The organism is Bacillus sp. JHAA (assembly GCF_036961585.1).
GTDB classification, from domain to species: domain Bacteria; phylum Bacillota; class Bacilli; order Bacillales; family Bacillaceae; genus Bacillus; species Bacillus velezensis.
In genome coordinates this window covers 45,203-58,296 of sequence record NZ_JBAMDE010000002.1, presented here as the reverse complement: position 1 = coordinate 58,296, position 13,094 = coordinate 45,203, and the positions used below count along the sequence as shown (strand labels likewise).

The 13,094-nt window shown below is 47.6% G+C and carries 12 protein-coding genes and 1 other annotated feature; of the genes, 6 read left to right on the top strand and 6 right to left on the bottom strand.

Translation table 11 applies throughout. The features are described 5' to 3' along the window. Nucleotides 1-175 precede the first annotated feature (175 nt). Genes V7728_RS04170 through melA form a run of 5 tightly spaced genes read left to right on the top strand, consistent with a single transcriptional unit; the run spans nt 176 to nt 5,570 of the window. The gene (locus V7728_RS04170) at nt 176-1,201 is read left to right on the top strand and encodes a LacI family DNA-binding transcriptional regulator (RefSeq protein ID WP_038459551.1); all 1,026 of its coding nucleotides are present in this window, start codon (nt 176-178) and stop codon (nt 1,199-1,201) included. Nucleotides 1,202-1,242: 41 nt separating this feature from the next. Further along, the gene (locus tag V7728_RS04165) at nt 1,243-2,520 is read left to right on the top strand and encodes an ABC transporter substrate-binding protein (protein WP_099567023.1); all 1,278 of its coding nucleotides are present in this window, start codon (nt 1,243-1,245) and stop codon (nt 2,518-2,520) included. Further along, entirely contained in the window at nt 2,517-3,431 is a 915-nt protein-coding gene (locus tag V7728_RS04160; RefSeq protein WP_099567024.1) for a carbohydrate ABC transporter permease, read from the top strand. The genes V7728_RS04165 and V7728_RS04160 overlap by 4 nt, the downstream gene beginning before the upstream one ends. Next, a complete protein-coding gene (locus V7728_RS04155; RefSeq protein ID WP_007408803.1) occupies nt 3,428-4,249 on the top strand; it encodes a carbohydrate ABC transporter permease in 822 nt (273 codons plus the stop codon). The genes V7728_RS04160 and V7728_RS04155 overlap by 4 nt, the downstream gene beginning before the upstream one ends. A 22-nt stretch (nt 4,250-4,271) precedes the next feature. After that, nucleotides 4,272-5,570 carry an alpha-galactosidase MelA gene (gene melA, locus V7728_RS04150; protein WP_007408804.1) on the top strand — a complete coding sequence of 433 codons (1,299 nt, stop codon included), beginning with the start codon at nt 4,272-4,274 and terminating at the stop codon, nt 5,568-5,570. A gap of 36 nt (nt 5,571-5,606) precedes the next feature. Here the strand turns inward: melA and V7728_RS04145 are convergent, their stop codons facing one another. The 4 genes from V7728_RS04145 to V7728_RS04130 all read right to left on the bottom strand — a co-directional run bounded on the left by V7728_RS04145 (nt 5,607) and on the right by V7728_RS04130 (nt 9,770). Next, nucleotides 5,607-6,083 (bottom strand): GNAT family N-acetyltransferase, encoded by a 477-nt coding sequence (locus tag V7728_RS04145; protein WP_079891821.1) that lies wholly within the window; start codon nt 6,081-6,083, stop codon nt 5,607-5,609. An 84-nt stretch (nt 6,084-6,167) separates the two neighbouring features. After that, nucleotides 6,168-6,479, bottom strand: coding sequence for a rhodanese-like domain-containing protein (locus V7728_RS04140; RefSeq protein WP_003152299.1), 312 nt, complete (start codon nt 6,477-6,479; stop codon nt 6,168-6,170). Nucleotides 6,480-6,595: 116 nt separating this feature from the next. Continuing rightward, nucleotides 6,596-9,010: a leucine--tRNA ligase gene (leuS, locus tag V7728_RS04135; RefSeq protein WP_038459560.1), complete on the bottom strand. Its 2,415-nt coding sequence runs from the start codon at nt 9,008-9,010 to the stop codon at nt 6,596-6,598. A gap of 108 nt (nt 9,011-9,118) precedes the next feature. Beyond that, nucleotides 9,119-9,332 (bottom strand) — a binding site (T-box leader). Between the two features lie 102 nt (nt 9,333-9,434). Beyond that, on the bottom strand, nt 9,435-9,770 hold the full coding sequence (locus V7728_RS04130; protein WP_015418038.1) for a DUF4257 domain-containing protein: 336 nt from the start codon (nt 9,768-9,770) through the stop codon (nt 9,435-9,437). Between the two features lie 387 nt (nt 9,771-10,157). Here V7728_RS04130 and V7728_RS04125 point away from each other — a divergent pair, with 387 nt between their 5' ends. Further along, complete coding sequence (locus V7728_RS04125; RefSeq protein WP_025285140.1) at nt 10,158-10,943, top strand: STAS domain-containing protein; 786 nt, start codon at nt 10,158-10,160, stop codon at nt 10,941-10,943. A gap of 42 nt (nt 10,944-10,985) precedes the next feature. Here the strand turns inward: V7728_RS04125 and V7728_RS04120 are convergent, their stop codons facing one another. Together V7728_RS04120 and V7728_RS04115 are read right to left on the bottom strand one after the other, a co-directional pair. Further along, nucleotides 10,986-12,170, bottom strand: a complete 1,185-nt coding sequence (locus V7728_RS04120) for an MDR family MFS transporter (protein WP_015240418.1) — start codon at nt 12,168-12,170, stop codon at nt 10,986-10,988. A gap of 195 nt (nt 12,171-12,365) precedes the next feature. Then, a complete protein-coding gene (locus tag V7728_RS04115) occupies nt 12,366-13,085 on the bottom strand; it encodes a YwaF family protein (protein ID WP_099567025.1) in 720 nt (239 codons plus the stop codon). Nucleotides 13,086-13,094 lie beyond the last annotated feature (9 nt).

Here is a 13,094-nt window from a genome sequence, read left to right as displayed (position 1 = left end):
TTATTCCGGTTCAATTGAAATATGATAGAGAAAAACAGATTTTCTTTTTTACTGATTTTTACTAAAAGTAACCGAAAATAGTTGTTGAAAACGCTTACTCTCGTATGATAATATCATTTTAACAATAACCAGGTCATTTCTGTTTAGTAAATATTTAGTAAAAAGGAGATGCGAAATGGTCCGTCTCAAAGATATTGCCTTACAGGCATCTGTATCCAGCGCGACAGTATCGAGAATTTTGAATAAGGATGACTCTTTGGCCGTGACTGATGAAACTAGAGAAAAAGTTCTGAGGATCGCCGATGAGCTGGGCTATCAGCCGTCGGCAAAAAAACGGAAGAACCGCAGCCGCAGCGATTCAGCGCCCCTGATCGGCGTTGTCAGCTGCCTGTCACCGGAAGAAGAACGGCAGGATCCTTATTTTTCGGCGATCCGAAAAGGCATTGAGGAAGAATGCTTTCGGCAAAAAGTTTTTATCACATCTTCTATCCATCTCGGTTCTTTTCAAGAGCATATGTTTCACGAACTGGACGGCGTCATCGTCATCGGCAGCCTGCAAGACGAGGCGCTTACGAATATCAGCGCCGCTTTCAGGCACGCGGTATTTGTTAACGGCACCCCCGATCCCGCCCGCTACGATTCCGTCAGCGTGGATTTTTATGCCGCAGCGCAAAAGGCGATAGAACATCTTCTGTCGCTCGGTTACCAGCGGCTCGGTTATATCGGCGGCCGAGAGCGGGAGCATACCGTCATAGACGGTGTAAACAGCAATAAAACGATTGAGGATAAGCGTCTGACCGCTTTCTTACAAATGGCCGGCGCCGAGCCGGAGCATGTACTGATCGGCGAATACAGCATGCACGAAGGGTTCCGGCTGATGAATGAAGCCATCAAAGGCGGAAGTCTCCCCGATGCCTTTTTTATCGCAAGTGATTCGATGGCTGTCGGCGCTTTAAAAGCCCTGCAGGAAGCCGGTCTTCAAGTCCCGCGCGATACGGCGGTTGTCAGCTTCAACGGAATTGATGAGGCAGAATACGCCAGCACGCCGTTATCAACGGTAAAAGTATACACGGAAGAGATGGGCCGGACGGGTGTCAAATTGCTTCTCGACCGTTTAAACGGCAGAACCGTCCCGCTGGCCGTGACGCTCCCCACTTCATTGATTGTCAGACAAAGCTGCGGCTCACAAGAAAGGAGGTGACGTGTCCCGCAGCGTTTATATCATATTTAAAGGAGGAAAAGATGAAACGCTTACTGGCTTTGTTTCTTTCTTTTACTTGCATGATACTTCCCGGCTGCTCGGCAGAACAGAGCGGCGCCGGAGAAAAGCAGAAAACATTGACAGTCTATTCCACCATATCCTCAGACAGCGAACGCTCCGTATTCAGAAAGTTGGCTGATTCATTCCAAAAAGAACATCCGGACATTCAAGTAAACGTTCATTTCCCAGGCAATGACTACGAAAATATGATGAGGGTCAGAATGGCGGCCGGTGATATGCCCGATCTTTTCGACACACACGGCTGGGCCAAAATCCGCTACGGAGAATATACCGCCGACCTCAGCGGCATGTCTTGGACGAAGCGGCTCGATCCGAATTTAAACAGCATGCTCAAAGACGCCAAAGGCAGAATATACGCCTTCCCTCTGAATCAGGCAAAGGACGGACTGGCCTACAATCGTACGTTGTTGGAAAAATACGGAATAAAACCGCCGGAAACAATGGATGATTTTATGAAGGCATTGAGACAGATTAAAGAAAAAAGCGGCGGAACAGTCACCCCCTTCTGGTTTGCCGGCTATGAGAAAAGCTCATTTGCCCAATATTACGATCAACTCGCCGCACCGCTTCTCATCACAGATCCCGCACACCGTTACAAAAAACAACTGTTAAACGGAACCTTCCGCTGGACACACTTCACCTATTTATCTGACAAACTGAAAGAGATGCAAAAGGAAAACCTGCTCAATATAGATGCCGTGACGGCGAAACGGTCCCAGCTCATTGAACTGATGGCGCAAAACAAAATCGCCTTTACGCTGCAGGGCGGCACTCTCGGCCAAGATGTCGCTCAAATCAATCCGAAGGTAAAAGTCGGCATCATACCGACCCCGGCCGTCCACAAGGGAGACGCGCCGGTTTGGATCGGAGGCGAACGTTACACGCTGGCGGCATTCAAGGATTCCCCGCGGCTTAAAGAAGCGAAACAGTTTATCGCATTTATGGCCCGACCCGAGCATGCAAAATCAATTGCCGAAGCGACCTCGCTTCCGGCCGGATTAGTGAATGTGCAAACGGACATTTTCTACGCAAATGACTATAAGCGCTATCAGCATATTAAGGTGCAGCCTTATTTTGACCGCCTTTATTTGCCGAACGGAATGTGGGATGTGATGGGAACAGCCGGGCAGGAGCTGATGGCCGATATCTTAACCCCCGCTGAAGTTTCAGCGAAACTCGGCAGGGAATATAAGCGGCTCCGGCTTCAATCTGATTCACGGGGAGCTGAAAAAGAATGAGTGATCTTGCAAGAGAAACCCAAGGATTTCAACATCAAAAGCCGGTAAAATCCGCGTCACTATGGTGGATGTACGTTCCCGCCCTTGCCACGGTTTTTATTTTCATGATTTTTCCGTTTGTAAAAGGCGCTTTTATCACAATTACAAACTGGAACGGCTTCTCACAGACGTATCAATGGGTGGGGGTTACTCAATATAAAAGGCTTTTTACAGATCCGGACACGTGGCTTGTTGTGAAAAACACTTTGCTTTACGGCATCGGAAGCACTTTTTTTCAGAATATGCTTGGACTTTTATATGCGCTGCTTTTGAATCAGAGCTTAAAAATGAAGGCGCTCACAAGAACGATCGTCTACTTGCCCGTCATTATCAGTCCGCTGATTATGGGATACATTTGGTATTTTATTTTCTCATATGACGGGGGTGCGCTGAATGATGTGCTTGGCGCACTGGGAATCGGTCCTGTCAACGCCTTGGCAAGCCCTGCGGCAAACCCGTGGATTATCGTCATGATTAACACGTATCAATACGCAGGCATTGCGATGATTGTATATTTGGCGGGGCTGCAAAGCATTCCGAAAGATTATTACGAAGCCGCAAAAATGGATGGCGCGGGAGGTCTTCAGCCGTTTTTCACCATCACCCTGCCTTTATTGATGCCGGCTGTCACCATCAACATGGTCATCAATATCATCGGCGGGCTGAAGCTGTTTGATGTCATTTTCGCGCTGACCGCAGGCGGGCCGGGCAATTCCTCTCAATCGATGTCAACGTTTATGTATGATTTATATTTTAAACGGCAGGATGCAGGATATGCCGCCGCCCAAGGCGTGTTTATGTCCGTCATGATTCTTGTCATCAGTTTTTCGGCTCTCGTGTATTTCAAGCGAAAGGAGACGGAAATGTCATGAAAACAGCCCGAATGCGGATTTTTACGCTGTTGGCAGCCGTTATCTCGTGCGTTCATATTGTCCCCTTTTATATTTTGCTGACCACGTCATTAAAAGCAAAAGGTGACTACAGTTCAAAATGGTCGCTGCCATCCGCCTTTTCATTTCAGAATTTTCGTGAAGCATGGGAACGTGCCTCTCTCGGGCAATCCTTTCTGAACACGATCATCATTACAGCCGTTTCCGCCGCTTTGTTAATTTTCATGGGTTCGCTTGCCGCATACCCGCTCGCTAGAAGAAATACAAAGCTGAACAAAATCGTCTTCGGCCTTTTGATTTCAATCATGATCATCCCGCCTTTGACTTCCATGGTTCCTTTATACAAGATGGTCGCTGATGCGGGGCTGATCAATACGCATGCCGCAGCCATTCTCATTAATACGGCTGCATATATGCCGCTGACCGTTTTCTTATATTCAGGGTTTATCCGCTCTTCCATTCCGAAAGAGCTTGAGGAAGCCGCCAGGATGGACGGCGCGGGATTGATCAGGACTTTTTATACAATCGTGTTTCCTTTGTTGAAACCGATTACCGCAACGGTCTGCATAATTTCCTGCGTGTTTATCTGGAACGATTACCAATTTGCGATTTTCTTTTTACAAGATCAAAAGGTGCAGACATTGACCGTGGCCATGGCGGGATTTTTCGGCGAAAACGCGAACAATCTTCACTTAGTCGCCGCAGCCGCGATCATGGCGATGCTGCCGATGGTCGTATTGTTTTTGGCGCTTCAAAAATATTTTATCTCAGGGCTGTCCTCCGGGGCGGTCAAAGGCTGAGAAGAAAAGGGAGGAATTTCTGTTGAAGAAAATTACGTTTATCGGAGCGGGGAGCACGATTTTCGCCAAAAATGTATTGGGGGACTGCTTACTGACTGAAGCATTAAACGGATTTGAATTCGCGCTTTATGATATTGACGCTGTACGGCTGAAAGAATCCCAGCTCATGCTGGAAAACATGAGAGACCGCTACAATACGAGTATATCCATCATCTCCTACGATGACCGAAAACAGGCGCTGAAACACGCCGGCTATGTGATAAACGCCATTCAGGTCGGAGGCTATAAACCCGCGACGGTCATTGACTTTGACATCCCGAAGCGGTACGGTCTCCGCCAGACGATTGCCGATACCGTCGGAATAGGCGGTATTTTCCGTTCCCTTCGCACCATCCCCGTTTTATTTGACATCGCAAAAGACATGGAAGAGGTCTGCCCGGATGCGTGGCTGTTAAATTATACAAATCCGATGGCCTCTCTGACCGGAGCGATGCTCAGACATACAAATGTCAAAACGGTCGGCCTGTGCCACAGCGTCCAGGTATGTACCAAAGATCTGTTTGACTCACTCGGCATGGATCACGAAGGGACGGAAGAACGCATTGCCGGCATCAACCATATGGCTTGGCTTTTGGAGATTAAAAAAGACGGAATTGATTTATATCCTGAAATTAAAAGACGGGCACGCGAAAAACAAAAGACGAAACATAAGGACATGGTGCGGTTTGAGCTGATGGATAAATTCGGCTGCTACGTAACGGAATCATCTGAGCATAATGCCGAATATCACCCGTATTTTATAAAAAGCCGGTATCCTGAGCTGATAGATGAACTCCAAATCCCGCTTGATGAATATCCGAGGAGATGCGCGGAACAAATCAACAATTGGGAAACGATGAGAGACGGCATCATCAACAACCAAAACCTGACGCATGAACGCTCAAAAGAATACGGTTCGAGAATTATTGAAGCGATGGAGACGGGCAAACCGTTCACATTCGGCGGCAATGTGCTGAATACCGGGCTGATACCGAATCTGCCGGCGAAAGCGGTCGTTGAAGTGCCTTGCACAGCCGTCAAAAACCACATTATGCCGTGCTATTCAGGCGAACTTCCCGAGCAGCTCGCGGCGCTCAACAGAACAAACATTAACACACAGCTTTTAACCATCGAAGCGGCCGTTACATTAAAAAAGGAAGCCGTATATCAGGCGGCCATGCTTGATCCGCATACGAGCGCCGAGCTTTCCATGAATGACATCATCTCTTTGTGCGATGACTTATTTGAAGCGCACAAAGACCGGCTTCCGGCTTATCACTGATCATTCGCGTTCCGGTCCTGGGCGGGCCGGATGCTTTTATATGTTCAGTACCAGTTTGACCGTCTGTAAAGTGTGTCCTTTAAAGTCTTCTTCAAATTCACATACCCATTGAAACCCTTTCGCTTGATAAAAGGATAAGGCAATGCGGTTCTCTTTTTCTGCATGGACATAAAGCTTTTTTACCCCGCCGGACTGCCTGATGCATTCTTTAAGGAGTGCCGTGCCTATCCCGTTTCCCTGGCAATCCGGGTCAATATAGATGGCGGTCAGCTCCGCATTTCCGTCTTTTTGAACCGGGGTGGCATTTGCAAAACCGAGCACTCGCCCCTCTTCTTCTGCCACAAAGAACAGAGAATGCAAGAGCCGGCGTTCCATCATCTCATCCTGATAGGCGGATTCGAGAAACTGATCCTGAATGTGTCTGGGAATAATCCCTTCATACGTATGATGCCAGCTTCGTTCTGCGACTTGCCGGACCTGTTTGATATCGTTTGTTTTCATCGCGCGGATCATCGGTTTCACCTGATTCGCCTCCCGTTTTTTTATAAAAAAAGAAGAAAAAGACGCACGTCCCTTTTCTTCTTTCACTTCAAAGCGTTATTTCTTCGGCTTTGTTTCGCCTTCCCACTCCAGCATGCCGCCTTCAACATTAACCGTACGGAAGCCCTGCTCATGTAAATACATACAAACGTTCATGCTTCTTTTTCCGGAACGGCAGATAAATACATATTCCTTGTCCTTGTCTAACGCATCCATCTTCTCAGGGATGTCCCCCATGCGGATGTGAACGGCCTCCGGAATCATTCCTTCGGCAACTTCTTCGTCTTCTCTGACATCAATCAGATACAGCTCTTCTCCCGCTTTTAATTTTTCTTCCAGTGCGGCTGTGCTGATTTCATTTATTTTCAATGTGTGACACTCCCATTCATCTTTATGGTGTTAAGTATACCAAAGCCCGCGGTGCAATTTCTATGATAGAGGCCTGATAAAAAAGCCCCTCTCTGTAGGAGAGGGGCTTCGCCCGGTCAGTTTGCCACGATATTGACAAGCTTGCCCGGTACGGCAATGATTTTTCGGATCGTTTTTCCTTCAAGCTGCTCTTTTACCTTTTCGTCAGCTTGTGCGAGCTGTTCTAACGCTGCTTTATCAGCATCAGCCGGAACCATTAATTTCGCTTTTACTTTTCCGTTCAGCTGGACGACGATTTCCACTTCATCATCCACCAGTTTTGATTCGTCATATGCAGGCCAAGCCTCGTATGCAATCGAACCTTCGTGGCCAAGTTTTTCCCACAGTTCTTCAGCCAAATGCGGCGCAATAGGAGAAAGCAGCTTCACAAAACCTTCAATATATTCTTTCGGCAGTTCATTCGCTTTGTAAGCTTCATTAATGAAGACCATCAGCTGAGAAATGCCCGTGTTAAAACGAAGGGCTTCGAAGTTTTCTGTCACTTTCATGACCGTTTCATGATAGACGCGCTCAAGAGTTTCGCCTGCGCCTTCTGTCACTTTGCCCGTCAGCTCGCCGTTTTCCTCGATAAACAAACGCCATACGCGGTCAAGGAAGCGGCGCGCTCCGTCAAGGCCTGATTCAGACCAGGCGATAGATGCATCAAGCGGCCCCATAAACATTTCGTACAGGCGGAGCGTATCTGCTCCGTGAGACGCCACAATTTCATCCGGATTGACGACGTTTCCGCGGGATTTACTCATTTTTTCATTATTTTCCCCGAGAATCATTCCTTGGTTATACAGCTTTTGGAACGGTTCTTTCGTCGGCACGACACCGATATCATAGAGGAATTTATGCCAGAAACGCGCGTACAGAAGGTGAAGCACGGCATGCTCCGCTCCTCCGATGTAAATATCAACGGGCAGCCATTTATCCAGTTTCTCAGGTGAAGCGAGCTGATCCGGATTTTTCGGGTCGATAAAGCGGAGGAAATACCAGCAGCTTCCCGCCCATTGCGGCATCGTGTTCGTTTCTCTTCTGCCTTTTTTGCCCGTTTCAGGATCAGTGACTTCCACCCACTCTTTAATGTTGGCAAGCGGTGATTCACCTGTTCCGCTCGGTTTGATTTCATCGGTTTTCGGCAGAATCAGCGGCAGCTCTTCCGCCGGAACGGCTGTTGACGTGCCGTCTTCCCAATGAATAACCGGAATCGGCTCGCCCCAATAGCGCTGGCGGCTGAACAGCCAATCACGCAGACGATATGTCACTTTTTTCTCACCGTTTTTCGTTTCTTCAAGCCAGGCGATCATTTTTTCAATCGCTTCCGCTTTATTCAGTCCGTTCAGAAAGCCGGAATTGACATGCTCTCCGTCTCCCGTATACGCTTCTTCTTCCGTGTTTCCGCCTTTTACGACTTCTTTGACAGGCAGGCTGAACACTTTGGCGAATTCAAAATCACGTTCGTCATGCGCCGGCACGGCCATTACAGCGCCCGTTCCGTAAGAGGCGAGGACATAATCCGCTATCCAGATCGGCAGCTTTTCTCCGTTTGCAGGGTTTACGGCATATGCGCCCGTGAAGACGCCCGTTTTTGTTTTCGCAAGATCCGTCCGTTCCAGGTCACTTTTCGCCTGAACTTCTTTAACATAAGCGTCTACCGCTTCTTTTTGTTCAGGCGTCGTGATGGCCTCCACAAGCTCATGCTCAGGAGCCAGTACGGCATAAGCCGCGCCGAACAGCGTGTCCGGTCTTGTCGTAAACACGGTAAACGTGTCATCAGTGCCGTCGATCGCGAAATGGACGTTTGCGCCTTCTGAGCGTCCGATCCAGTTGCGCTGCATGTCTTTAATGCTTTCCGGCCAGTCAAGGTCTTCTAAATCTTCAAGAAGCCTGTCCGCATAAGCGGTGATTTTCAGCATCCATTGTCTCATCGGGCGGCGTTCAACCGGATGGCCGCCCCGCTCGCTTTTGCCGTCAATGACTTCTTCGTTCGCAAGCACCGTTCCGAGCGCCGGGCACCAGTTGACCGGCACTTCGTCTACGTAAGCGAGCCCTTTTTCGTACAGCTTGGTGAAGATCCACTGCGTCCACTTGTAATAGTCCGGATCAGTCGTATTGATTTCACGATCCCAATCATATGAAAATCCGAGCGATTGAATCTGGCGGCGGAAATTATCTATATTTTGTTTTGTGAACTCAGCCGGATCATTCCCCGTGTCAAGCGCGTATTGCTCGGCAGGAAGCCCGAACGCGTCCCATCCCATCGGATGAAGCACATTGTATCCTTGCATGCGTCTCATGCGCGAAAGGATATCGGTTGCCGTATAGCCTTCCGGATGTCCGACATGAAGGCCGGCTCCTGAAGGATACGGGAACATGTCAAGCGCGTAAAACTTCGGCTTGTCATTCTCTTCACTGACGGCGAACGTTTTATGATCCAACCAGTAATTCTGCCATTTCTTTTCTATTTTTTCATGCTGAAAACTCAACGTAAAAACCTCCTTCTGATTGAATACGGCGTATGTAGTCCAAGTATTGACGGGATGAGAAAGATTATATTCAGATTATTCTAAAACTAAAAAAACTCCCTCATCCCAAAAAGGGACGAGAGATTTTTATTTCCCGCGGTACCACCCTCGTTAGCGCGGTTTTGAGCCGCACTCACTTGATACTTTTAACGCAGTTATGCGTCAGCGGTTTTGCCGCTGCAACTCTGAGGCGAGTTCGGAAACAGACTTGATTGACTTGCACCGGCCGTCAACTCTCTGATTGCAAAATCTGCTTCTTACTGCTCCTCTTCACTGTTCTTATCGCTACCGTAATCTTACCTGTATTTTATAGAATTCTGTTCATAAGTGCAAGCAGGTTTGTATACAATGGGAATGTACCCGGAACGGGTCATGAGCGGGGATATTATTTTGATGGAGGATTTTTTTGCTGGTGTGGTTTTGCTTCGGCCGAATCACTGTTTTGTTCTCTGACAAAATCAAAGCTCCTGAGAACAGCTTCTCCGCCGTAGCCTGCGATTATGGATAAGATGACGAGTTGAATTCCTGAATCGGGGTCAGCGGATAAGACAAGTAAGATGGAAGCAGCCATTCCGATAAAACCATCTTCCAAAAAACCGAGATAGATAAACCGCTTTGTCATTCTGGGTTTCTCCAGCCTGCCTCTCTTTTTCACATGACCGAGAACCCCCATGATTCCTCCAATTACACAAGCAATTATTACCTGATGCAGCATCTTCATCACCTTCCTAAAGCCCTTATTTAGTAAAGCGACTTCAGGCCATCCAGCCCCCTTACGAATACGATGATTTTCGATATCTACATACCGGCGATTGAGCAGGAAAGTAAAAAGCTTGTTTCTTCCATTATATGTGAACACATGATCGGTAAGCTTGATGCATTAGATTCATTTTTCACCCAGTGACAATGACCTAGTCACTTACTTAGCGATGATGTGCCTTCCCTTTATATATTCAGTGTATATGAGGACAAGCCCGAATGACAAATTGCAAACTTCGGCTGCTTGAATCAGAACATATGTTATGCTACGGTTACTGTAGATTCATTTAAAAAGGGGAGAAACACGGCTGAAAAAGCGCGCAGCTTTACGGCCAAAAGGGGGTTTTACATGGCTGACTCAAATGTATCCGGAAAACTGGAGCAGCTGGAGCTTATCAAAAAGGCGCTTGATCACGCACGCATCGGCGTGGTGATTACAGACCCCTCTCTTGAGGACAATCCCATCATATATACAAATCAGGGATTTATGGATATGACAGGCTACTCTTCCGAAGAGATATTAGGTAAGAACTGCAGATTTCTGCAAAGCAAAGAAACCGACCGTCAACAAGTCGCGAAAATCAGAAAGAGCTTAACCCAGAAAGAAAAGATCACGGTGCGGCTGAAAAACGTCAAAAAAGACGGCACCCCGTTTTGGAATGAACTCAACATTGATCCTCTTTATGTTGAAGACAAGCTCTATTTTGTCGGTTTTCAAAAAGACATTACAGAGCAGAAAGAATACGAAAAGCTCCTTGAGGATTCCCTCACAGAAATCACGACGCTGTCAACACCGATTGTTCCGATCCGAAACGGCATCTCCGCTTTGCCGTTAGTGGGAAACTTAACGGAAGAACGATTTGATTCAATTGTGACAACTTTGACAGACATATTAACCGCATCTAAAGATGATTACTTAATTATAGACTTATCAGGTCTGGCCGAGGTAAACGAACAGACCGCAGACCGGATTTTCAAATTGCACCACCTGCTTAAATTAATCGGCACAGAATTGATTATCACCGGTATCAAGCCTACCCTCGCCATGAGAATGAATCAGCTTGATGCCAGCTTTTCTTCATTAAAGACATATTTAAACGTTAAGGACGCCGTCAACGTGCTTCCGGTCGTATAAACAAAAAAATCCCGCCGAAACAGCGGGATTTTTTTTATGTCGTCATCGCACTTGGACGTTTTGTTTATTAACGGTTTTCAGGCGTTTGTCGTACAGCACCGTCGCTGCGATGCTGACAACAAGAAGCACCATCAGGATCAACAGCAGCACGCTCATTCCGTACTGATCAACCAGCACGCCGCCAAGGAGCGGCCCGATCATTCTGCCGCCCGTCGCCGCACTGTTGACGAATCCTTGGTAAAATCCTTCTTTCCCCTTAGGCGCAAGCTGATTGGCAATGGTAGGCACGGCAGGCCAGACAAGCATTTCTCCGACGGTTAAAATCACCATTGCGGTGAGGTACATCGGAAATTGCTTGGCGCTGAGAAGCACGCCGAACGAGACGATAAAAATACAAAAGCCGATGACCATCTGCGTTTTTAACGCACCGGACCATTTTTTCAGAACAGCTCCCATGAGAGGCTGTCCGGCGACAATTAATATTCCGTTTACGGTCCAGAGCACACTGTATAATGAAAGCGGCATACCGATGCTTTGAGTATGTGACGCAACGGTTGTGGACCACTGCGAATAGGCGATCCACCCGAGAACATACCCGCCGCTCAATATGAGAAGCGCCGTAAATTTCGTTCTGCTGCTGACAGGCTCGTAGTCCAGAACAGAAACCTGGCTCGCATTTTGGGTTTTGATATTTCGAAACCCGAAAAATACGATAAGGAAAAACAGCACATACAGCATAGCATTGGCTAAAAACACGTACGTAAACGAGTACGCCGCAACCATCCCGCCGAGTGCCGAGCCCACGGCGACACCTGCGTTCTGAGCTACATAAATCGCATTAAAAGCTCTCCGCCCGCCTTCTTTCCATACCGCTCCCGCCATGGCGTAACTGGCCGGAAACACGATACCGGAACCGAAGCCGACAATGATGAGCAGCCAAATATAAACGGGCCATTGATGAAACAGAACGAGTCCGAGAAGACTTGCCAATGTGATCATAATGCCCAGCATAATGGATTTGAATCCGCCGATTTTATCAAACAAAAATCCGCCGCATAAATTCCCCGCCACACTGGCCCCGGAATTCAGCATCAGAACCACCCCCGCAACAGTCAGCGATTTCCCTAAATGATTATGAATATAGATCGTATTCAGCGGCCACAAAAAAGATGCGCCCGTCACATTGATAAACATTCCGATGATTAATATCTTCAAAGCGCGCGGCATACCGATCCCCCTCTCTCTATAAAAAACCCCATGAAAAAACGGAAACCGCAAGCCGCGGCTCCGTATCGAACACGTTATCATAGCACATTCATTCTATCGCCGCGGACGTCTTTTTTCAACATCAGAATCTGAAAAAAATAATGCCGGAATGTTGAAAAAATTACAAATGATTGGATTCACAAAAACAGGCCGGCCTCATGCTCTTTTCCTCAGCAGCCAAAACGGAATATACAGAATGAAAAAGCTCAATATCACCGCCGCTTCCATTGATAGAAGATACCACGGCCAAGGTCCGAAAACATTCAGAAGCGAAGCGGTCTTCGGTTTTTTCATTAAATATAAGTAATTTGCATTCAGCACACGATCAATAAAAAAGACACACGCCCCGTACAGATTTACGATCAGCACAGACACCCACAGTCCGCGCGCCGACGGTCTGTACCTTTCTGAAGCGGCCATGAATAGGCAGGTAAGAAAAACACAGCCGTGGGAGACGAAAAACACGATGTACCGAAAATGAGGGAAAGAATACGCCCCTAAATCAGGTGTTGCCATCGCCTGTACGGCGCTGCCCAAACCGGCAAAATAGAGGAAGGCGAACAGTTTTTTGCTTTTTGTCATGACCATCAGCATTGCCAAATAGACGGAAAGGTCGCTCAGCTGCAGCGGCAGAGCTGTTTTCAGCGACCAGGCATGATGACAAAGCAGCCATATATGATAGCTGATCTGCGACACGGCAAGGAAAATGAACAGTACATAGCGGAAAACGCGATTCGACCGGCCGTAGTTGAGCTTTTTCCGGAATACGATCACGCCCGCCCCCAGCAATCCGATGATCAACAGCGTGAAAATGTGTTCCTTGGAAAAAAGATGAAAGGCTCCTGTTTCAGATTTCAATTGAAAATATCTCTGCATAAGGCTCCC